Genomic DNA, 21,616 nt, shown 5'->3' on the forward strand with positions numbered 1-21,616 from the left:
AATCGGATGAGTGTGCCTACTAGATGCATCACCTATCCGGATTCCATACCACAGTAGGAAGATTATGCTTACGGCATAAACAAACGGTCCATTTGCGGTCGGTCGTAGTCGAGTAGTAGGTGGCTGTACGTGTCGTAAAGAGGGCGCAAGGATGCTACGTCGGGGCCTAGTATATCCAGGCCACGGTCGTCGTACATGTGGAAGGCCAGGCCCGTGCGCTGGTTGAGAAAAAACACCTGACCATGAAGGGCTGGAATCCTACGGAAGTCCTGGTTCGCAATTGCCGCTAGAATGGTAGCGTGAGGAATCTGCGAAGCACTCGTAATGCAGTGTGCCCTCGACCATTTATGAGGCGCAAAAAAGTGAGGATACACAATGCGTTGAAAATGGGCATCGGTTTTCCGGACCAAGAGTTGCCGGAACAGGAAGTTGCTGTTTCTAAGCCGGTGCCTTTTGTAGCGTGAATACTGATAGACTACCAGAACAGCATCAGTAGGTGCGAAGACTGCTTGAAATAAGAGGGATGCTCTGCAAACTACTTCCTGAAAGTAAGAATCGTCAGAGGTAGCCAGTGCTTCGTCCTGTAAGTCAAAGCGAAGGTAGATTGGCCAGTTATGGAACAGAGGGTCAGCAAGTCTCAGGCTAGGATATTGTTGCCCTAAAAAGTGTGATAGGGCAGTGGGCATAGTTTGCCTGATGGCATGGAAAGAAATATCGGTGGGATACGTCCGCTTATTGAGCCGCGGTGGCTGATAGTTGCTGCAGCACCTGCAGGGCTTTTTCAGCGTCGGGCTGGGCCACAAAGATATGGTCGTGGTAGAAGCCTGCAATGACGTTGCAGCTGATGTGGGCAGCGGTAAGGGCCGTGGCAAAAGCTGCCGTGAGGCCCACTGCTTCCAGAGACGAATGTACGCGGAGGGTAATCCAGGCGGCTACAAACGAGTAGGGGAGGTGGTGCTGGTCGGCGAGGTGCTGGGGGATAATAACCGTAGTGCCTTCTGGCTCCCGAAACAGGCCGAGTACTTCTGAGGCAGGAAACACGCCAGGGCCGGGAATGGAGCAGAAAACGTAGGCGCCGGGGTTTAGCTCTGGCGTGAGGGTAGCAAGCAGCCGCGAAAGATCTGTTTCTCCGGTCATGAGGGAAGTGAGGCGTAAGGGCTATCAACCTGCTAGGTAGCAAGAAAGCCCGAACCCTCCGTGGCCCTGAGCGGCCGCGTGGCAGATACAGCTAGAAGTTCAGCTGGGCCTGCAGGCGCAGCAAGCCGCCGCGCTGGCGGTTGTCGGGACGCTGGAAATCCTCGAAGCGGCGCGAAGAAAGCGTATACATGGTTACCAGCTCAAAGCTACTAACCGGTTGCCATTCCAGCCCAAACTCAGCCTCTCGCACGGAGTAGCTGCGGGCATCCCGCTCGTGCTTTTTGCCGCCATCATAGGTTTGCAGGCGTACAAACGGATAAAACTGCTGCTGCTTATACTGCAGCCGATAGTTGAAAAGCACGTAGCCGCCGTGCAGCCGTCGAGTTTCAATGCTGTCGGTGCGCGGGTTAAACTCGGGTCCGCGGCCAATGTTGTACTCGGCCTGCACGCCGAAGGGCTGGGGATACAGCACAAAGGTGGCAGCCATGCGCTGATCGAGGTAGCGCAAGTCGCGGCAATACTTCACGCCTTCGGAAAGCTGGTCTTTGGCGAGTACATATTCGCCTGTGTATGCCTGCAAGGAGGGCTCGATTATCTGTTTTCCTATCTCAAAAGGGTAGGTGGCGCGGGCTACTATGTGGCGTTGGTTGTTGAGCTCCGGGCGGTTAGCGGTTTGGCCGTTGTAGGCACCTAGTCCGATTACGCCATAATCGCCAGAGCCTTTCAGCCCATCTTTCACCAAGCGGCTGAAGCGCTGCCGAATTTTGGTAGGCGCCCAGTACAAGAAAGCACCCAGGTCTCGCTCGTTGGCCACGGCACTGTTTAGGGCATCGTTGCGGTCAAGTGCCAGGCGGTTCTGGCTCGACTGCATGTTCTCGAAGCCGTAGGGAATTTTACTTTGGCCAATCCGGATGCGGAATTCGTTGGTTTTCGTCAGGCCCAAATCGAGGTATGCATCGCGGAGTTGCACAAAATTCATCGAGGTGCTGCCCCCGGGAGTGCTGGCAAAATCAGGCTGAATGTAGAAGTACACCCGCTCGTGCAGCTGCCCGAAAAAGATAATCCGGGCCCGGCGGATGGAAAAGCCACCATTATTGCCCCACGATCTATCACATTGCTCGCACGAAAGGTCGGCGTTGGTTTCGAGCAGGCGGTTATAGCGCGCCTGCACATAGCCCCGAATGGCAAAGGTTTCAAACCACTTTTTGGCCACCGGCGGCGCCTTTACTAGCGTGTCGGAACCTTGCCCGTGCGCGTATCCTGAAGCCAGAAACAACAGGCTGATTAACAGTTTCTTCATACAGAGGTAATGCTGACACAAAGTGCGGCATTACCTGTTACTTCAATATGTCCTGTGTATTATCTGAATGTTATGAATCCTGTTTTGGCCGAATCTAAGCCACGCTAACTTCCTCTCTCAGCTACATTTTACTAGGCCTGCAAACGGCTGAAACCGGCCGCCTATAACTGGGGAAGTAGCCAGCAGCTACGTGCTACTCCTGGGCCCGCAACCAGGTCTGAGCATCCTCTAGGGTCTCAAATAGATGTAAATCGAGCCTATCGCCGATGCGATGCTGCAGGTCCTCGATGGAAATCTGACTGAAAATATCTGGCGACACTACCTGCCCCATGTAGCGCAACCCGGCTCCTATAATCAGCGGCGTCCAGATCTGTTCAATCCAATCGTTGGCTTCTGTGAAAGTGCCTACCAAGTCGCGGTGGTCGTTGAGGAGCTTGGGGCAGGGCTCTTGGCGCAATAAGTCTAGGTAAGTGAGGCCGCCATCCATTACCGTGGCCAACGTTTGGCGGCCAAACCAATGGGCATGGATGTAGTTTTCTCGCTTGTTTCGTTCTACCGTCAGGTATACGCTTCCATCTCCCCGACGTAACGACGTAATCATATGCAGCTTATTGAGGTAGGCACGTTGGCTGGTGTGTGCAGCTTGCCAAACACCATCTGCTGCAAGTAACGGCAAGAAATCAGGAATGTTTGGTGCCTGGGTTTGCGGTAACCTTCCGAAGCAGGTGGCGTTCAAACTAGCTCCCCTCACCGGCGACTTTTATAAGGTCGCCTCTATCACTTACCCGTATGCAGCATCAACATAAGCTGGAAGAGGTATTGAACACGCCTCAAAAGAAGTTGGCCTTCTTTCAGAACCTAGTACTGGTAGCGGCTGCCGATGGCCAGCTGGACGAAGACGAAAGCCAGTTTCTGCTCGAAATTGGCAACCGGCTGGGGCTTACCGCCAAGGAGGTGCAGCCCATTGCCGATAACCTGTCGGTGCTCAGCTTTGTAGTGCCCTCCGAGGGGCTGCAACGCACCCTGGAACTCCAGACCCTGGTGCAGATGATGCTACAGGACGGCCAGATTGACCCACGCGAATACGGCCTGTGCATGGAATACGCCAACCGCATCGGGTACAGCAAGGAAATACTTGATGATATGGTCAGCCAGCTGGCCGGCGCTGGGCCCGTCGTGAACCGCAACCCGCCCACGGTGAGCTAGCCAGTAGGCAGCCATCAGAGCATACCAAAGCCTGGCGCTTTTCCTGAATGGGAGGAGGGCCAGGCTTTCGTGTTGAGTGGGGCTAGGTGCGTAGCTTATTCTCCAGCCACGAGCGGGTTTCTGGGCCGCTTTGCTGCTCTACAATCTGCAGGAACTCTTCCGTAGTGGCGACTTTGGCAGCGGCGGTTTTCGTCAGGATTTGAAAAAAGGGGTAGTCGCCTAGCCGCTGGTGCAGCTCATAGAGGATGATGGTTCCCTTGTCATAGATCACCGACCTCCTGGTTTGATAATCGTACTTCGTAAGTTCAAAGCCTAGTATAGGCCCAGGGGCTAAAACAGCCGATTTCTGCCGCTTTACAAGTTGCTTCCGAAAGCTGGCTGTATCGCCCACTGCCTGCAAGTAGAGCAAGCCTGAATAGCTGGCAAAGGCCTCATTCAGCCAGTTATTGTAGGTATCCCAGGCTCCGTAGCCCCACCACTTGTGGCTGATTTCGTGCGCCAGAATCATCAGGTCTTCTGGGTCCTGCTCCGTATTGAAGTTGAGGTAGGTAATTACAGCGGCGTTATCCAAAAGCCCTGAGGCAGAGCGGTTAAGACTAGGCAGCAGCAATGTAAAGCGTGTAATGGGGGCTTTGCTGCCGAAGGTCTGGTTCTGATGCCGGATAATCTTTTCAGCGTTTTCCAGTAATTTCCTGTCCAGCGCATTCATCGGGCGATTCGCTTTTACTAGGCTAACCTGCGGGCCTTTGACTTCCGAAGAAAGGGTAGTAAACCTACGGGCTGCTATTCCACCGATTTCGATATTGGGTGCAGTGCCTGTGAAGGTGTAACGGCCCGGAGCGGAGCGGCGAGGCAACTGCGTGCTCACCACGTGGTACGCCTCTGGCACCAGCACTACCAACTGGTAATCTACCAACTCATACTCTTTGTGCAGGATGTTAGGCAGCCAGCCAGCCTGCGCAGTAAAGTCTACCACACTATCGGCGTAAAAGCGGCTGGGTAGCGTGCCGCTATACGCCACCGTTAGGCGCTGGCGAGGCTTGGCAGTGGCAAACTGAATGGCCAGCTGTTGCAGTGTGTCTTGTTGAAATGCATCAAAGAAACGGCTGGAGCGGTAGCTGAGCACCTGAGGGCCTGTTACCTGCGCCACCTGAAACGTTTTGTTCACATACAGCACCAGACTACCCGGCGTGGCAGAAGCAGCATCGAGGGTATAGCGGCAGGAAAAGGAATGCGTGTCAGGCTGAATAGTTACTTCGACTTTTACCTTGTTTCGGGCTTGGCAAGGAAATAGGGTTGCCAATACAAACAGGCCTAGTAGCAGGATAGACTTCATGAGAATAAGCACATAACGTTGCTAAGCTATTGTATTTGGGTCTATATCAGATAACTGCTACAGTTAATACAGCCTTAGCCGTACACCGTCCGTGCAGGCTGTCAGCTATTCAGTAGGGGGCCAAAGCGCCAGAAAAGCGCTAGGGGCTGCTACAGCCAGAAACTAGGGTAGCAGCCCCAGCTTGCTAGCTTGCTACTTCAGGTAAAGCCTCGGCATGGGTAGTAGCCTGGTAGGAGTCGGCGTACTTAAAATCATCCAGCCAATAAGCCGAGCTTATTACCTCGTATATGGCCAGCGTTTCCTCTTGCTTCACCAAGTGCAGCTGCCAGATGATGTTCGGGGCTTCGGGGAAGCTAGTACCCTCCAGCTGCTCATGGAATAGGCGTTTCAACAGCGTATTGTCGGGCATGCCCTGGGCCAGCAAGCGCAGGAGCGGAGCTTCCGGCTGGTTCTGGAAAATCAGGAGGTCTTCCGCGGTTTCAGCTGTGAGCTGCACCTGAAACTGCACTGCTTCGGCCCTCGGGAACTTCCCGTTGTAGGCAGTGTAGAGCAGCTGTGTCGCTTTAAAAAAGCCTTCGTGCTGGCTGAGTTCGGGGTTTTCTTCCCACAGCTTCTCCGTCAGCATCTGGTGGGCCAGGTTTTCGATCTGGCCCGCCGTGAGCTGGTCTTCAAACAGGTGCTCCAGCACTAACTGCGCCGCCTCGGTAGGCTCCAGGTCGGTGAGGGCCATGTGGCACATGGTTTTCAGTTCGTCGGGGGGTAGCGTTTCGGGGCTGTCGTAGCCGGTTTTGAGCAGCAGGGCATTGTAATCAGCGGCTTGCCAGGCGTTGGGTAGTTCCGAAAGCGTATCGAAGGTGAGGCGTTCTACGGTGAAGTGATGCATGAGTGCAAGTACAGGGTGTCGCCGCTAGGGCGAAGCGCAGGAGAAACCCGCACCGGTTGGGTTTACGGTGCTTACCCAGAAGCAACCGGTTATTTCAGCTAAATAGCTTTGCCGGTGGCCTGGCAGTACTACTAGGGTAACCCCATCAAGCAACTGCCGGACCCGCCTGCATCATGGTGAAGAGCAGGCAGGTCCGGCAGTACAGAAAACCAAAACAGGATGCGTTACGGAATCAGGCGGTCGGCGCGGAGCTGCTCAAACAGGTCGAAGAACGAGTCTTCCGTAGACTGATACTCGCGGAAACCGAGCTTTCGGCTCTTCGCCATATCGGTCATCACCTCAATGGGCCGGCCCAGGTCTAGGTCGGTGTGCCAGGCCGAGGCCAGGCGCGCTAGGTTGGGCTCAACTAGGTTATGGCGTTCGGCAATTTGGCGCCACACCGGGCCGTCGTGGGCTATTTCAGCTTCCAGCGGGTGAATAGTGCCATCAAATCCTGCGGCTTCCACGCCAAACCAATCGGCCAGCCGGCCCCACAGCCAACTCCAGCGGAACACGTCGCCGTTCACGATGTTGTACGCCTCATTCTGGGCGGCTTCGGTGGTAGCGGCCCAAATGAGCTGTTTGGCAATGATGCGGGCATCGGTTACGTCGGAAAGGCCATTCCACTGCGCTTCTGAGCCTGGCCACCGGAACGGCCGACCGGTTTCCTTGCAGATGGTCGCGTACACAGCCAGCGTGGTGCCCAGGTTCATCTGGTTGCCCACGGCCTTCCCGATAATGGTATGGGGCCGGTGTACACTCCAGGTAAATCCGTCGCGGGCCGCGGCGGCATACACCTCATCTTCCTGGGCGTAATAGAAGTTTTCGATGTTAAGGCGCGGATGTTCCTCGCGTAGGGGAGTAAGCGGCAAAAAGCCTTCTTTGGCGTACGCCTCAAATGGCCCGAGGTAGTGCTTCAGCCCCGTAACCAGGGCCACGTGCTGCACCGAGCCCTTGGCAGAAAGCGCATCCAATAAGTTACGGACCATGCCGGCATTCACGCGAATGTTTTCGGCCTCCGTGTCATTGCGCATCCAGCTGGTGATGAACACATGGGTAGGCTGAATATCGGCTAAGGCTGTTTGCAGGCTGGCCGGGTCAAGCAAATCGGCCGCTACGGGCTGCAGGCCGCTGATGTCGGTGCCGGGGTTACGGGCCAGGCCGTACGTGGTCCATCCGTTGACTAGCAGCTCGCGGGCCAGGTTGCTGCCAATGATGCCGCTTGAGCCAATTACTAGGGCTATCTGAGTCATAAAGTGAAAGGCTGGTGTAAAGTTCTAGGGGTACTTGCTACGGCAAGCGTAGCGCATAACCCTTACGTGACACGCGTCAGCAAGGCCAGAAAAGGCCCGCAACTCACGTGGCGGAAGCTGCTAGAACAGATAAAACAGCATTTTGTAACGCACCATATAGCACCATGCTAACCAACAGCGGTTTACCGCTTCTGCAAGTACAGTAAGGTAGACTGGTTGGAGGGCCCGTATTTGTCGTTGATCAGGAAATACCCGCCCTTGTAGCCCGCAATTCCTTCCCAGTTGTAGGTCATGTATTCCTTGGGAAGCTCAAACAGCGGTTTCCAGCGTAGTTTCTTGCGCGTATACTTCACGCTGATTAGCCGGCAATAATTCTGGTAATCGGCCCCGTTTCGGATAAATCGAGTGTCCGGGTCAGATGGCGAAGTACGGTACACACTGTCTTCGGCGCCATTGTAGAAATAGTTAATGGCTGTAAAACGGTTCTTACCATCCGGCACTATATCTGTCACGCGGAAAGGCAGCCGAGCCACGGGCACATAGCGCGGAACGTCGGTTGTGGCCGCCGCCTGGGGTAGCAGAAAAGCGTAGTTATCGTGCGTGAAGTAGTTGTATTCAAAGAGCAGTAGCAGGCTGTTGTCGTAGCTCGTGATGCCTTCAAAGCCGGCGTTGTGCACGTGGGTGCCGTTCGTGAGAGCCGGTTTGGCCAGCGGCACCAGGTAGTGCGTATCCATCCTGATGATTCCTTGGGCATCATCTACCACTCCCTTCAGCACATAGCAGTAAGGCGAAGGCGTGGTGGTTTCGATGGAAAAGTAGGCTGTACTGCTCAGCATCGTCAGGCCTTCCAGCCCTTCGTATACCTGCCCCAGGCTGTCAAGTCGTGCCCTAAGCTTGTCGAGGTCCTGAATGACGTATTTCTTATACCCCAGCTCCTGCGCTGGCTTCTTTGCTACCTGGGTATCAATACTGGATAGGTCAATAGCATACACCTTGGCCTCGGCGCCTTCCTGCAAGCGGCTCTCCGCTAGCAGCAGCAGTGTATTGTTATAGATGTGCAACCCCGAAAACTGGTTGTTGCGGTCCGCAATTTCCTTCGGTAGACGGATGGTTTGGATGCTAAACGGAGGTTTCTGGGCGTAAACCGCTACACTACTGCTCAGCAGCGCGGCCAGGAGTAAACGTTTCATCAGGCAGGAGACAAATAATGCTCTCCAAAGGTAGGCGCTGCCGCCTACCCGTCATCCAGAAAAAGGCCGTTCTGCTTAATCCTACCACAAGGTGCTTCGGGGCTATTTCCTCGCCGTAACCACATGTTATAAAGCAGCGGCAGGCGGGTTCTTGCCGTAGAATACTGGTGGTCTTCTCGCTAAATCTTCTGCTTAGTTCTCAAAGCCTTTCGCGTTGAGTCAGAAATTAATAAAAATTGTTGCTGGATATATCCATTTAAACGTGGGAATCCAGCTTCCGGCAATGATACCTGACACCAGCCATCGGCCTGTATCCCCGCTAAATCCACAGTGCTACCTTCATTAACTGTCCCAATAACGTGAGAAGCTCGCGCGGTATCAGTAGCCATTGAATAGACAGGCACGTTTTTTCCAGTTACCGATACTGGATGCTTGGTTGGTCCTATCATATAGTTAACCCATAGTGTAAGACATATATTGATAAATAAAATCCAGATAGCCAGTTGTATCCAGTTTACACGCCATTTGCTATCACGATGTGCTATCGGAGTAATTGTAAAACCCATCTGTCGTTAAAGAAGATATGAGTTTCAAAGGTAGGCAGGCTATAGGATAGATGTACCTTACGCAGCTGTATCGCCCACCTCGTCCTCGTCGTCCACCATTACCCGGGCCAGCTTCTCGATGTTGAGGCTACGAGCGGAGGCGTCGAAGATTTCGCGGTAGGTGCCGCGCAGGTCATAGAGCTCTTCGTGGGTGCCGCTTTCCACCATGCGGCCTTGCTTCATCACAAAAATGCAGTCGGAATCTACAATCTGGGCTAGGCTGTGGGAGATGATGACCACCGTACGGCCCTTCTTGATGGCATCGAGGCTGTTCTTGATTTGCTCGGTGGCAATGGCGTCGAGAGAAGCCGTGGGTTCATCGAGGAAGATGATGGGTGGGTTTTTCAGGAACAGCCGGGCAATGGCAATGCGCTGCTGCTGCCCGCCCGAAAGCTGCTGGGCATCCGACTCATATCCTTTCGGCAACTCCAGTATCTGCTCATGCAGGTAGGCTTGCTTGGCGGCGTATTGAATTTGCTCTAGCGTGGCATCCATCACGCCGTAGCGGATATTTTCTTCAATGGTGCCCTTGAAAATGTGGTTCTTCTGGAGTACTAGCCCAATTTTCTGCCGCAGGGCATGGGTGTTGTAGTTGGCTAGCGGCTTGCCATCCAGGAGCATTTTGCCGTGGTCGGGCTCATAGAATTTGCACAGCAGGTTGATGATGGTGCTTTTGCCGGCCCCGCTTAGGCCCACCAGCGCCGTGGTTTTGCCGGCCTCAATAGTCAGGCACACATCGTGCAGGGCCTGGGTACCGCTTGGGTAGGTAAAGTCAACGTTGCAGATGTCGAAGGTGCCTTTTAAGTTGTCGGGTAAGAGCTGGCCGGTGGGCTCCACGGCATCCACGGCATCCAGGATATCGAAGAAGCCCTCGGAGTAGGTAAGGGCGTCGTTCATCTCATCGTAGATGCGGTGCAGCTGGCGGATGGGGGCCGATACGTTATTGAACAGCAGAATATGGAACATAATGGCCCCGATGCTGATCTGCCGGTCGAGCACTAGGTAGGCTGTCAGAATGATGATCAGTACTACCCCAATCTGCTCGGTAAAGGTCTTGAGGCCGTCGTAGAGGAAGTTGGTTTTGCGCGTCTGGAGCTGGGCTTCCTGCAGGTTTTGCTGTACGCGGGCCTGCTTTTGCTCCTCGTAATCTTCGCGCACAAAGCTTTTGATGACCACTGCCGAGTCAATCAGGTTCACCAGGCCCTGGCTTTTGGCCTCGCGCAAGCCGCGCAACGCCCGGCGCGTGCCGTTGAGCTTATCGGCCTGCCGGTAGCTGAGCCAGAAGTACACCGGCAGCACTGCCACGGCTACCAACCCCACGTACAGGTTGGCCATAAACATAATCACCAGCGCCACAATGGAGTTTGCAAAAAGCGGCAGAATGTCAATAAAAAAGTTCTGCACCAGCTTCATGAGGCTTTCCACACCCCGGTCAATGCGCGTTTGGAGCTTGCCGGTTTGGTTGCCGCTGTCGGAGTAGAAGCCGAGCTGGTAGCTAAGCACCTTGTGCACCGCATCCTGAGAAAGCGTGCTCGATACGTTGATGCGGATTTTCTCTCCGTAGAACTTCTGCCCGAACTGGATCAGGGTATTGATAACTTCTTTGCCCAGCAGCAAGGCGCTCACCAGCAGCAGCAGATCGGCGCCCTCTGCTAGGCCCTGGTTGCGGTCCAACATGCCTTGCACCGTGTCCACGGTATAGCGCAGCACAAACGGATTTACCTGAGCCGCCAATGAGCCCACCAGCGTCAGCAGCAGCGTAGCCACCACCAGCCCCCGGTAGGGCAGCACATATGGATATAGGCGCTTAATTATTTCCCAGAGGCTCATCGGGTCGTGTGGGGCTAGGTACTAGGTAGCCGGTTAGACGAGCTTCAAGGGGTAGGGGTTATTCGGAAGGAATAATAAAGTACTTCACCATTGTTCCCGGATATACTCACCAGTATCACCTGTTACTTGAATCTTATAGTAATGGCAGATTCATTGGGCTTTGCAGAACGTCATGCAGAGCGCAGCGAAGCATCTCGCTCGGATTATTGAACTGGTTTAACAACGTCAGCACGCAAGATGCCTCGCTGCGCTCTGCATGACGTTCTATTATGAGAAGCCAGTATTAACCAGCCCATGTGCTCAAGTCTATTAGCGCCCAGGTGGGGTTCAGGCTGCTAATTAGGTCCTCTTTCTTGGCACGGCTCCACCCTTTGATTTCCTTTTCTCTGCTAATGGCCTGGGCTGCAGTTGCACATGTTTCAAAATACACAAGCAGATTACACTGATAGCGACCAGTAAATTTGCCCCAGCTACCTAACTGCTGACTGTGTTCGTGGAGGCGCCGTTCCAAGTCGTTGGTTACGCCTGTGTATAGCACTGTACGGGTAGGATTTGAGAGCAGATACAGGTACATGAAACAGAAAAAGTTGCTGCCATGAGTTCGTTCTGCACTGCTAACATCGCAGAAGGAGTCTGATCCGTTGCGGGCGAGCTGCTCCGGTTTCGCCTGCACATTGGGCTAGTGAATTACCCCTTCCGCTCCGTTTTGCGCAGGAACTTGATCAGGGCCGGGAAGTAGTGCTTGGGGTCGTCCCACATAGCGTAGTGCGAGCCTTCGGGGCAGATGTATTTCTGGCAGTTCGGAATCTGCTTCTGCATGTACTCAATATCGGCGGTCGGGATAAAGTCGTGCTGAGCACCGATAACCAGGGTTGGCGGCTTGATGGAGGCTAGTCGATCAGAGAAGTCCCAGGCCAGCATGTATGGCATGAAATAGCCGGCGTACGTGCGCGTAATGTGGGCCTGGCTGCGCGTAAACGTGGCGGGCTCCTGGGGCAGGCGCATCATGTGCAGCTGCCGGAACTCCTTCATTACATCGGGCGTGATGTACGGCGAGAGGGCCTTGAGCCCCATTGTATCGAGGCCCGCTATAACCTTGCCTTCCTTGGCTGCCCGGCGCCCGATAATAGCGGCGTACTGGCTGAAGCGGTGCTTGTTGAACACGGTAGCCTTATAGCCAATATCTGATGTGATAAGGCCTTTCAGGTGCTGCGGATATTTGGCGGCGTATTCCAGGGCCAGCATGCCGCCCCACGAGTGCCCGAGCAGGTAAAAATTATCTAGCCCGAGGCCTTGGCGCACCTGCTCCACTTCCTCCACAAACCGATTGATTTCCCAAACGCTCTTGTCGTCGGTTTTATCAGAATGGTAGGAGTTGAGCTGGTCGTAGTAATAGATTTCGACGCCTTCCTTGGCCAAGTGCTCCGGAAAGTTCTCGAAGTACTCGTGCGTGTTGCCAGGGCCGCCATGCAGCAGCAGTAACTTGATTTTCCCCTGCCCAATTTTCTGGGTCCAGACTTTATACTTGCCGTCGATGGGTATCATTTTCACGCCAGGAGCCTGCAGTTTGGCCGTGTAGCTGCTGTCGGGGGCGGGCGTTTGGGCGAGGGCGAGAAATGGTAGCAGCAGCCATAAGCCGCTAAATACTAGGTAGCGAAACGACACAAACCGTTGATAAAGAATGAAGAATATTTTCCTAGAGCGCCAGCTTGCTGGCTACTCGGCCGAAGATGCATAAAGTTCTGAAGGTAGTAACCAGGCGCATAAGTTGGTCATGTGCGCTTGATTCAGGGAGTAAGCCCCAACAACAAGAGGTTTGAACCCATATAAGGGCTAGTGCTGCTAGGCGGCCATGAAGTCTTCCATGGCTTGCAGGGTTTCAGTGGGCGCGCTAATGTGCGGGCAGTGGCCAGACACGGGCAGGGTAATAAGTGTAGCATCCGGAATGGCGGCCTTCAAGTATTCTCCAACTTCGGGCGGTGCTATAATATCTTCGGCGCACTGCACCAGCAGGCAAGGCGTTTTCACCTGCTTCACATCCGTCCGGTTATCCGCCAGAAACGTGACGCGGGCAAACTGCTTGGCAATGGTAGGGTCATTCTGGCAGAAGCTGTGGATCAGCTCCGTGGCCAACGTAGGCCGGTCGGGGTTGCCCATGATAAGCTGCGCGAAAGAATCGGCCCAGCCCACATAATCCTGCTCCATAAACGCCAGCATGGCATCAATATCGTCGCGGTCGAAGCCGCCTCTGTAGTCGGCATCGTTGAGGTAGCATGGCGACGGGCACAACAGCAGCAACTGCTCAAAGTGCTCAGGCTCTTTGATTGCTGCCAGAACGCCAATCATGGCGCCTACGGAGTGACCCACCAGAATGGTTTGTTTCAGGTCAAGGAAGTGACAGATGTCAAGCAAATCCTGTGCATAGCCATCAAGCGTAGCGTACTTCGCGGGGCTGTAGGCCGAGGCATCAGAAAGCCCCGCGCCCACGTGGTCAAACAGCACCAGCCGGAAGTGCTGCGAGAAGGCCGGGATGATGTAGCGCCACAAGGTTTGGTCACAGCCAAAGCCATTGACAAACAACAAGGTACGGGACCCTTGACCTACTATCCTTACGTTATTGCGCTTAATAACATTTATCATGGCCGGGGGATAATGGGAGCATTGATAATATATACCATAATTCACTAAATAAGTCAAATATTTATCAAAATAGGATATGTTCCTGCTTTGGGAAGTCGTCAGTAACCCGCAGCGCTAGGGGCTAAAAGCCTCCAGGCTGCGTTTGTAGGCCACAAATTAGCGTTAGGAGGCCTTTACCTATTACTTGGACCTAGTGGCCTAACCGGGAAAGAAAACGAGCCTCTGCTTCTGGGAGGTTTGCCCGCGAGGAAGGGCTAGTATTACATTTTAAGCTGAACCTAACTGTGGTGGCGCAACGCCGCGCTAACTTCAGGTACTTTATCTTCCGAAGCATTTTCATTCCAACCAATCCTTGCATGAATACACTCCGACTTCTCGCGCTGGCCAGTGGCCTCGTGGTTGCTGCGCCGGCACTTGCCCAACAGGGCACCAAAGCCGACCCCGCTATGCTGGCCAAAATCAAGGACGAAGGCCTAAACCGCTCCAAAGTAATGGAAACGGCTTTTTACCTGACAGATGTATGCGGTCCGCGCCTGGCTAATTCCGATGGCTTGAACCGGGCCAACCAATGGACGCAGAAGCAGCTCACGAGCTGGGGCCTCACCAAAGCTGCTATTGAGCCCTGGGGCACGTTCGGCCGGGGCTGGGATATCGAGAAGTCGTATGTGGCCATGACGGCGCCGTATTACCACACGCTCATTGGCGCTCCTAAAGCCTGGACGCCGAGCACCAATGGCGCCCTCAAAAAGCAGGTAGTTGTGGTGAAAGTTACTACGGAAGCCGATCTGGACAAATACAAAGGCCAGCTGCGCGACAAAATTGTGCTGATGGATGTGGCCAACCCACCCAAACCCAGCTTCGAGCCCGACGCCAAACGCTACACCGACGACGAGCTGAAGAAAATGGCCGACTACAAGCCGGAAGCTACGGCGGCTCAGCCCAATGCTGCCGAAATGGAGCAGCGCATGGCCGCTCGCCGCACCATGCTGGCCTTGCGCACCAAAATGTCAGAAATGCTGATGAGCGAAGGCGCAGCGGCTATTCTGAGCACCACCCGCGGTGGTTCCGATGGCACTTTCTTCACCAGCAACGGTGCGCCCTACGCCGCCGATGCCAAGCCCGTGCTTCCCGAGCTGGAAATGGCGCCCGAAGACCAGCTGCGCCTCATTCGCCTCTCCGAAGCGGGCATTCCGGTAGAAATTGAGTTGGAGTCTCGCACCCGTTTTCAGGACAAAGACCTGAAGGGCTACAACGTGGTAGCCGAAATTCCGGGCACTGATAAGAAGCTGAAAAGTGAAGTAGTAATGCTGGGCGGCCACCTCGACTCGTGGCATGCTGCTACTGGCGCTACGGACAACGCGGCTGGTTGCGCCATCATGATGGAAGCCGTTCGGATACTGAAGGCTGCGGGCGTGCAGCCGCGCCGCACCATCCGGATTGCGTTGTGGGGCGAAGAGGAGCAGGGCCTTTTTGGCTCGCGTAACTACGTGAAAAACCACTTCGCTGACCCCGCGACCATGAAGGTGCTGCCCGAGCACGAAAAGCTGGCCGCCTACTTCAACCTTGATAACGGCGCCGGCAAAATCCGGGGCATCTATGCCCAGGGCAACGAAGCTGTGGCCCCCATCTTCCAGGAGTGGTTGGCGCCCTTCGCCGACCTAGGCGCTACCACCGTAACGCTGCGCAACACCGGCGGCACCGACCACCTCTCGTTTGATGCCGTGGGCCTGCCTGGCTTTCAGTTCATTCAGGCCCCCCTGGACTATGGCACGCGCACCCACCATACCAACATGGACACCTACGAGCGCCTGCCCGCCGACGACCTTAAGCAGGCTTCAGTGCTCGTCGCCTCGTTTGTGTATCAGGCGGCCATGCGCGACCAGAAGCTGCCCCGCAAACCACTGCCCGCTGCTAAGCCTGAGCAGCGCATGTAGTGTTTTGCTAGGTACGTAAACCACGAAAAGGCCCCGCAACGGTAGCGGGGCCTTTTTTGTGCACCATGGGCTAGTACCCCTAGTTTACCAGCAGCTTTTGTACTGACTTAGTTGTCGAGTTGGTTACCTGAATAAGATACACGCCGCTTTTCAGGTGCAGGTCTTTCTCTACTTTCAGCTCGGGACCGAAAGCGGTGGTGTTCCATACCTGCTTGCCATTCACATCCAGGATTTCAACTTGAGAAGGGCTGGCCAGGTTCTGGTTGGGTAGCTCAATAAACAATGCCTCACCAGCCTTGTAGGGGTTCGGAAAAACGCCCAAGTCCTTTCGGTGCAGGGGTTTGGTTGTAGCTGTAACGGTAGCAGTTTTGGCACTGGCGGGCGGCGTAATCCGGATCCAGTTCAGATTCCAGCCGCCGGTTTGGGCAAACACGCCAAAGTTGTAGGTGCCGGCATTGATGTACACGCTCCTGGAAACGGTGGTCCAGTTTTGCCAGCCACCAGTAGCCGGAATGGCCGTATTGCCGAGCTGTACTGCGCCGGCATTCAAGTCAGAGGAAAGGGTGCCGCCGCTGGGGCTGGCCACACGGTACTCCAGCGTGTAAGTGCCAGAAACGGGGAAGTTTACGTTGTTGTACGCCATCCAGTCGCCGGCATCAATATAACCTACGTTTTGGCCCCCGCCGGTGTCGGTGGTGGTTTCCAGTTGAACGCCGTTCATGGCACTGTAGCTTTCGGCCTGAAGGAGGGTAGCAGTAGGAGCAGGCGTGGTGGTACCTGATTTCTGATACACCCGCACATAGTCGACGTACATGGTAGCAGGCAATTTGCTTTCATCCACGGTTTGGCCCGGCCAGTTACCAGCTACGGCCAAGTTCAGGAGCAGGAAAAAGGGCCGCTGAAACTCCTCGGTGCCGCCGGTACCGTTGGTGATGTTGATTTCGTGGTACTTGGTGCCATCTACAAACCACCGGATGTAGGTGGGCTCCCACTCCACGGTGTACACGTGGTAGGCATCGGGCGTAGTAATAATGTTGCCGCCATACTCGGCGTGGCCGTTGCTGTCCCAGTGCACCGTGCCGTACACCTTGTTTTCTGAGTTAATGTGCTCCATCACGTCAATTTCGCCGCAGGCAGGCCAGCTAACCGTGTTGATGTTGCTGCCAAGCATCCAGAAGGCCGGCCACAGGCCCTGGCCCAGGGGCAGCTTCATGCGGGCCTCAATCTTGCCGAATTTAAACTCCTTTGTGCCCTGCGTTTTCATGCGCGAGGAGGTGTAGGGCATGCCGCCTACGGTTTCCTTTTTGGCTGTAATCTGCAGGATGCCGTTGGCTACCGTAGCGTTGGCGCGCTGGTAATACTGCTTTTCGTTGTTGCCCCAGCCGCCACCGCCGGTTTCAAACACCCAGCTGGAGCTAATGCCATTCGTGAATTCATCGGCCCATACTTGCTGGTAGGTTTGGGCTTGGGCGGGAGCGGTGCCTAGCAGCCATAGCGCGGCGGCTCCCAGCAGGGAGGTAAAAGTTCGTTTCATTGGTTGTGGGTTTTGGTGGACAGAAGAGCAGCGGGGTGATGCCGGGGCTTTACGCTAGCGAGGGGGCTAGCAAGGCCAGGCCGGCAACTCCACTTTCAGCCTGATGCAAAGCGTTACTACCATGCTAACAGTGCCAAAGCGGAGTGCTAAGTATCCGTGATTTTTCTGCCAATGCAAGCTCCTGCGTAGTGCCCAAATCGCGCCTTTAGCCGTCGCTATACGCTTACCTCACATCCAAGTAAACGTGTTATATATTGCTTTTGCGGCTCCCCCGCAGGCCTTGCCTAACCCTAGTGCATCAGTTAAAAAACAACTGAAAAACCAGTCAATTGCCAAAGTTTTTTACCCTAGCACGTGAAGCCGGCTGTGACCAAATGAAATGGCCGGCTCCATACCACGCAGGGTGGACGGGGCCGGCCAGGGTTTGCCCTCTCCAGAAGGCTAGTAAAACAGCAAAAGCACCTTGTTTAACAAGGCATCCAGTGGTCGATGCGGATTAGTTTGCCTTTGTCGAAAAACAGAAGCCATGCATCATCAGCAGGCGTTTTGCCGGTGGCCAGGCGCACAGCCCGCACCTTACCAAAGCCATCTACCGTCACGGCGTTTTGGGCCTTTACAGCCAATGGAAATAGTTTAGAAAGCTCCGCCATGGTGGTGTTGTGCGTGAGCGTGATGCTAGGCGTGTGCAGCGCTAGGCCGGGATTGTGCCGAAAGTCGATGGACTCCAGCACGGCCGTGTCGCCGTACACTTCCGCCAAGCTTTGTTTGAAATGAGCGTACTGAAACTTCCGGCTGTAGAAGGAGGTGCATACCTCATTCAGGTTAGGGCTTACTAGGCTATCGGGTTGGCCTAATGCCTGATATAGGTCTTGCGTTTTGCCAAGCAAGGGCTGCTTGCCGCCAATAGTTACCGTGTTCCACTCCAGGTACTCGTCGTTCTCCTCGGCCGCGGCCGCCGCTTTGCGCTGGGCTTTCTCTATCCGTGCTGCTCTGTTGACCAGGTCATCCTCTTGTTTGGTGTTCGCCTCCTGGCACGCGCCAAGCAACAGAGAGCAGCACAAAGCTCCTAGAAAACTCATGGGGTAGTAATTGTGTGATACCATTGAAATCGTACTGAGTCCGAATCTAGCGTGGTTGCCTTTACACACTTCCTCGCCTTACTATTCTACTTAAGGAAAGGCAGGATGACTGTGTCAGACTCGCATTAGTTCATGCTTCGATGGCCATAGCGAATAGCCAGCGCCAGCCCAAAGCCAAGAAACGTATGAACCACAATGGCACCTAGTACGGCAAATAGTCGCCCAAGGCCATATGCATCGTTCGCAAATGGAAGCACTGCCAGTACTATGTAGGCGTACCCAATGAGTAGCAATAGATTACACAAGAAGTAGCGCCAGAAATACTGCCAGTTCCGGAGCAGGTGCACACTTACCAGCCACAACAGCGGCGAAGTCATAATCATGACTAATAAGATATCATGCATACTGTGTACTGGAGCGCTAGCTTAGCTGTTGCTTGAACAACTTCAGCGTTCGGCTCCAGGCCAGTTGGGCGGCTTCGGCGTTGTAGCGGGCCGGGGAGGAGTCGTTGTTGAAGGCATGGTTCACGCCTTCGTACACATACTGCTCATACGGGATGCCCGCGGCTTTGAGGGCCGCTTCGTAGGCGTCTTTACCCGCATTCACGCGTTCATCAAGGCCGGCGTAGTGGAGCAGTAGCCTGGCTTTGATGTTCGGCACGTCTTCGATGGGCGGTTGGGTGCCGTAGTAGGCCACGGCGGCGTTCAGCTGGGCATCGTGGGTAGCGAGGCTGTTGGCCATGGCACCGCCCCAGCAGAAGCCCACGCAACCAGTTTTGCCATTGGAGTCGGGGCGCTGGCGCAGGTAGCGCAGGGCCGCTAAGTAGTTGTTGAGGTTCTGCTGCTTATCGAGCTTGCCAATAAGCGTGCGGCCTTCGTCTTCGTTGGCGGGCGTGCCCCCAAACACCGACAGCGCATCAACCCCCAGCGCCAGGTAGCCGGCTTGCCCCACACGGCGGGTTACGTCTTTGATGTGCGGCGTAAGGCCCCGGTTTTCGTGGATGACCACCACGGCTCCGCGTTTCTTCTTGCCTTTAGGGTGCACTAGGTAACCTTTCATCGTGATGCCTGCCTCGCCCACCCAAGTAACCTCTTCGGTTACCAGATCCTGTTTATCAACGGGAACAGTAGCGGCAGTAGCGTAGCCGGGCTCTAGCGCCGCCAGGGCAGCGGCGGCGAGGGCCGTGCCGCCGGCCAGCTTCAGCAGCCGATCTAGAAACTCCTTGCGCGAAAGCGGGGCGTGGGTGTACTCATCGAAGAGGTTGATAATGCGCTGGTCCATAGATCAAGATTATTATTTGTCCTCCAGATTTTCCGGCTGGTAGAATCCTGTTCGTCAGGCGGGGGCCCGGGTGCTACTCAGTACCGGGCCGTGCTCAGTTTGTTCAGAAGCAGGGGCTAGGGAAAGCGCAGTAGTGACACACAAAACAGTTGTTCAGTAGAGCGACGCTTCAGGCCGCCAAAGCACCTAGTCGGCAGACTTCGGCGGCCAACAGGGGCTAGGCTATTCCTCTTCTCTGTTCACGGTGGCCGGGCTGAATGCCGGCACACAGATAGACCAGTACTCGCACTCGGCATCAAACGGGTTAGAGTAACGCACCCGGGCGCCAGCCTTAATAAGCAACGACTCGCCGGCGCCCAGTTCAACTAGGTCGCCATCTACCTCAAACCGTTTGCGGCCGCGCACCACAATCGTTACCTCGTCAAACTCGGGGCGCTGGTGCGGTTCGCTCCAGTGGGGCGGGGCCACCATGTGCGCCACGCTATACTCGCTGGTGCCGGTGCTGGCCTGCCCAATGTGCTCTTCGATGAGCTTGCCATCCGTGGTAGGAACAATAAAAGGGTTTTGCTGGCGGAAATATCGTTTTTCAGACATCAGAAGAAGGAGTAGAGGGTGATGATGAGTGGGGTTACGGGCTTTGAAGGGGTAATAGCACACGCTATCCTTAAAGGCCTGAACCCAGGCAGGGTTTACTTACACTCGCCCTTCACGAAACTAGTTACGCCGGCATTGGTGGCCTGGCAGGCGTTGCCGTACACTTTGCCGTCGCAGCCGCACACGGGGTCATATTGCATGGTGCACATGGCATCCTTCCGGATCTTGCTGGCATCAATGCATGGCTTTTGGGCCGTGGGAGGGGTAGCCTGTTGGCAGGCCGCTAGCAACAGGGGCAGCGTTCCGAGCAGAAAAGCTTTTTTCATCATGGAAAACAGGGAAAGGAGCAAGATAAGGCAACTACTAGCTGTCAAAATACGGCAACCCGCACCGAATACGTGGAAGTGGCAGAATATTTTAGTTCGCTAATTTTTACTTTCGTACAAAACCCGGGCCGCACGCCTTCGTATAGCTGCCCATATCCGGGGCCCACTGCTCACCTTAGAAGGAGCCAGCTGGTTGCGCCGGGTAACAAGTACCGAACTCATTGAACCCTATTTTTTTCATTCCTTCTCTCCCCAAGAATTATGTCATACCACGAAGAAGACAACTCCGGAAAAATCCTTCTCGCTGCTTTGGCCGGTGCTGGCGCTGGTATCATTGCGGGCCTGCTGATGGCTCCTGATAAAGGCAAAGCTACCCGCGAAAAGCTGGGCTCGGCTGCTACTAAGTACAGCGGCCAGCTGGGCGAGCAGCTCTCTAAATATGGCGAAGACCTCGACTCGAAGTTCAAAGGCTATATCGAGAAGCTGGAAGATATGGGCATCACGCCTCCCGGCTCTAAACTGAAACTGAAAGGTGACTGGAACGAGTCGAAAGGCAAGCTGAAGCAGCAGTATGCGCAGCTCACCGACGAAGACTTGGAGTACGCTGAAGGCCAGGGCGACGAGCTCGTAGGCCGCCTGCAGAACAAGCTCGGCAAAGCCAAGCACGAAGTAGTTAAAATGCTGAACGACCTGTAAGCTACTTCCAGCTTACTTTTCAAATCCCCTGCCTTCCTTGAAGGTGGGGGATTTTTGTTGTCCTGCGGTTGGGCTTACTTCGCTACCTAGGCGCCTCAAGTATCCAAACAACTCTATACTTTTCGCGTTACCTACTAGCCCGGTGCGCAGCCGGTTGGTTCTACTCTCACCCTAACTTGTTCCGTCACATGCAAGACACGAAAGGCAAAGTAATTCTCTCGCTGCTGGCTGGCGCCACGGCTGGTATTGTAGCAGGTCTGCTGCTGGCGCCTGAGACCGGCGACGAAACCCGCTCGAACCTCAAAAAGTCAGCATCGAAATGGGGCGACGGGCTGAATAAGCTGGTGAAAGAAGGCCAGGCCCGCCTAGGCTCTCTGAAAGCCGAAGCCCCACTTTCCGACCAGCTGCACACCGACCGCTCAGCGGCCGACAGCCTGCTGAATTCACTCAGTGACTCCGCCTACGAAGTGTCGACCAACTCCGACGTGGATTCCGACTACGATGGAATGGGCGGCGACACCCGTCATTTTCCAGGGTACAAAGCCTGAGAAATTTTTTCGCAAATTGTGTAACCTCCTCACTAGGCTGCCGTTAAAGAACATACAATCGGCTTGTAAGAAGGTTGGAGAAGTTGTAGCAAGTAAAATTGCCGACGCGTTGAGCTTCTGATAGGATCTGGTCAAACAACCCGTCAGTAAAATCGAACGATGTCCATCGCACATTTCTTCTGCACACCCCAATCGGAAGGGTAAG

The 21,616-nt window shown here is 54.9% G+C and carries 23 protein-coding genes; 4 read left to right on the plus strand and 19 right to left on the minus strand.

Annotated features, from left to right (window positions below; all coding sequences use genetic code 11):
* Positions 1–68 precede the first annotated feature (68 nt).
* The 4 genes from ACYVGU_RS01975 to ACYVGU_RS01990 form a co-directional block, all read right to left on the minus strand.
* Positions 69–686: a DUF3885 domain-containing protein gene (locus ACYVGU_RS01975; protein WP_460620687.1), complete on the minus strand. Its 618-nt coding sequence runs from the start codon at positions 684–686 to the stop codon at positions 69–71.
* A 46-nt stretch (positions 687–732) separates the two neighbouring features.
* Complete coding sequence (locus tag ACYVGU_RS01980) at positions 733–1,137, minus strand: ACT domain-containing protein (protein WP_460620688.1); 405 nt, start codon at positions 1,135–1,137, stop codon at positions 733–735.
* Between the two features lie 91 nt (positions 1,138–1,228).
* On the minus strand, positions 1,229–2,437 hold the full coding sequence (locus ACYVGU_RS01985) for a porin family protein (protein ID WP_460620689.1): 1,209 nt from the start codon (positions 2,435–2,437) through the stop codon (positions 1,229–1,231).
* A gap of 193 nt (positions 2,438–2,630) precedes the next feature.
* Positions 2,631–3,038 carry a hypothetical protein gene (locus ACYVGU_RS01990; RefSeq protein WP_460620690.1) on the minus strand — a complete coding sequence of 136 codons (408 nt, stop codon included), beginning with the start codon at positions 3,036–3,038 and terminating at the stop codon, positions 2,631–2,633.
* A gap of 188 nt (positions 3,039–3,226) precedes the next feature.
* On the opposite strand from ACYVGU_RS01990, the gene ACYVGU_RS01995 reads away from it, so the two are divergent.
* Positions 3,227–3,643, plus strand: coding sequence for a tellurite resistance TerB family protein (locus ACYVGU_RS01995; RefSeq protein ID WP_460612733.1), 417 nt, complete (start codon positions 3,227–3,229; stop codon positions 3,641–3,643).
* An 82-nt stretch (positions 3,644–3,725) separates the two neighbouring features.
* On the opposite strand, the gene ACYVGU_RS02000 is transcribed toward ACYVGU_RS01995, so the two are convergent.
* The 9 genes from ACYVGU_RS02000 to ACYVGU_RS02040 form a co-directional block, all read right to left on the minus strand.
* Positions 3,726–4,979, minus strand: a complete 1,254-nt coding sequence (locus ACYVGU_RS02000) for a gluzincin family metallopeptidase (RefSeq protein WP_460620691.1) — start codon at positions 4,977–4,979, stop codon at positions 3,726–3,728.
* A gap of 184 nt (positions 4,980–5,163) precedes the next feature.
* Positions 5,164–5,862 carry a hypothetical protein gene (locus ACYVGU_RS02005; RefSeq protein WP_460620692.1) on the minus strand — a complete coding sequence of 233 codons (699 nt, stop codon included), beginning with the start codon at positions 5,860–5,862 and terminating at the stop codon, positions 5,164–5,166.
* A 224-nt stretch (positions 5,863–6,086) separates the two neighbouring features.
* Positions 6,087–7,154: an SDR family oxidoreductase gene (locus tag ACYVGU_RS02010; protein ID WP_460620693.1), complete on the minus strand. Its 1,068-nt coding sequence runs from the start codon at positions 7,152–7,154 to the stop codon at positions 6,087–6,089.
* Between the two features lie 182 nt (positions 7,155–7,336).
* Entirely contained in the window at positions 7,337–8,344 is a 1,008-nt protein-coding gene (locus tag ACYVGU_RS02015; protein ID WP_460620694.1) for a hypothetical protein, read from the minus strand.
* Between the two features lie 179 nt (positions 8,345–8,523).
* Positions 8,524–8,910, minus strand: coding sequence for an SH3 domain-containing protein (locus tag ACYVGU_RS02020; protein WP_460620695.1), 387 nt, complete (start codon positions 8,908–8,910; stop codon positions 8,524–8,526).
* A gap of 57 nt (positions 8,911–8,967) precedes the next feature.
* On the minus strand, positions 8,968–10,779 hold the full coding sequence (locus tag ACYVGU_RS02025) for an ABC transporter ATP-binding protein (protein ID WP_460620696.1): 1,812 nt from the start codon (positions 10,777–10,779) through the stop codon (positions 8,968–8,970).
* 283 nt (positions 10,780–11,062) lie between these two features.
* Positions 11,063–11,353, minus strand: a complete 291-nt coding sequence (locus tag ACYVGU_RS02030) for a GIY-YIG nuclease family protein (protein WP_460620697.1) — start codon at positions 11,351–11,353, stop codon at positions 11,063–11,065.
* A 113-nt stretch (positions 11,354–11,466) separates the two neighbouring features.
* A complete protein-coding gene (locus ACYVGU_RS02035; protein WP_460620698.1) occupies positions 11,467–12,444 on the minus strand; it encodes an alpha/beta hydrolase family protein in 978 nt (325 codons plus the stop codon).
* Positions 12,445–12,621: 177 nt separating this feature from the next.
* Positions 12,622–13,419 carry an alpha/beta fold hydrolase gene (locus ACYVGU_RS02040; protein WP_460620699.1) on the minus strand — a complete coding sequence of 266 codons (798 nt, stop codon included), beginning with the start codon at positions 13,417–13,419 and terminating at the stop codon, positions 12,622–12,624.
* 356 nt (positions 13,420–13,775) lie between these two features.
* On the opposite strand from ACYVGU_RS02040, the gene ACYVGU_RS02045 reads away from it, so the two are divergent.
* The gene (locus tag ACYVGU_RS02045; RefSeq protein WP_460620700.1) at positions 13,776–15,353 is read left to right on the plus strand and encodes a M28 family metallopeptidase; all 1,578 of its coding nucleotides are present in this window, start codon (positions 13,776–13,778) and stop codon (positions 15,351–15,353) included.
* A gap of 79 nt (positions 15,354–15,432) precedes the next feature.
* On the opposite strand, the gene ACYVGU_RS02050 is transcribed toward ACYVGU_RS02045, so the two are convergent.
* From ACYVGU_RS02050 to ACYVGU_RS02075, 6 genes are all read right to left on the minus strand, one after another.
* Positions 15,433–16,887, minus strand: coding sequence for a carbohydrate-binding protein (locus ACYVGU_RS02050; protein WP_460620701.1), 1,455 nt, complete (start codon positions 16,885–16,887; stop codon positions 15,433–15,435).
* A gap of 467 nt (positions 16,888–17,354) precedes the next feature.
* Positions 17,355–17,966: a hypothetical protein gene (locus tag ACYVGU_RS02055; RefSeq protein ID WP_460620702.1), complete on the minus strand. Its 612-nt coding sequence runs from the start codon at positions 17,964–17,966 to the stop codon at positions 17,355–17,357.
* Between the two features lie 125 nt (positions 17,967–18,091).
* Complete coding sequence (locus tag ACYVGU_RS02060; RefSeq protein ID WP_460620703.1) at positions 18,092–18,349, minus strand: hypothetical protein; 258 nt, start codon at positions 18,347–18,349, stop codon at positions 18,092–18,094.
* A 37-nt stretch (positions 18,350–18,386) separates the two neighbouring features.
* A complete protein-coding gene (locus tag ACYVGU_RS02065; protein WP_460620704.1) occupies positions 18,387–19,247 on the minus strand; it encodes a dienelactone hydrolase family protein in 861 nt (286 codons plus the stop codon).
* Positions 19,248–19,469: 222 nt separating this feature from the next.
* Positions 19,470–19,841, minus strand: coding sequence for a cupin domain-containing protein (locus ACYVGU_RS02070; protein ID WP_460612719.1), 372 nt, complete (start codon positions 19,839–19,841; stop codon positions 19,470–19,472).
* Between the two features lie 95 nt (positions 19,842–19,936).
* Complete coding sequence (locus ACYVGU_RS02075) at positions 19,937–20,170, minus strand: Kazal-type serine protease inhibitor family protein (protein ID WP_460620705.1); 234 nt, start codon at positions 20,168–20,170, stop codon at positions 19,937–19,939.
* Positions 20,171–20,428: 258 nt separating this feature from the next.
* On the opposite strand from ACYVGU_RS02075, the gene ACYVGU_RS02080 reads away from it, so the two are divergent.
* Together ACYVGU_RS02080 and ACYVGU_RS02085 are read left to right on the plus strand one after the other, a co-directional pair.
* On the plus strand, positions 20,429–20,863 hold the full coding sequence (locus ACYVGU_RS02080) for a CsbD family protein (protein WP_460612717.1): 435 nt from the start codon (positions 20,429–20,431) through the stop codon (positions 20,861–20,863).
* Positions 20,864–21,051: 188 nt separating this feature from the next.
* Complete coding sequence (locus tag ACYVGU_RS02085; protein ID WP_460620706.1) at positions 21,052–21,411, plus strand: YtxH domain-containing protein; 360 nt, start codon at positions 21,052–21,054, stop codon at positions 21,409–21,411.
* The last annotated feature ends 205 nt before the right edge of the window (positions 21,412–21,616 follow it).

This window comes from Hymenobacter tenuis (genome assembly GCF_054780495.1).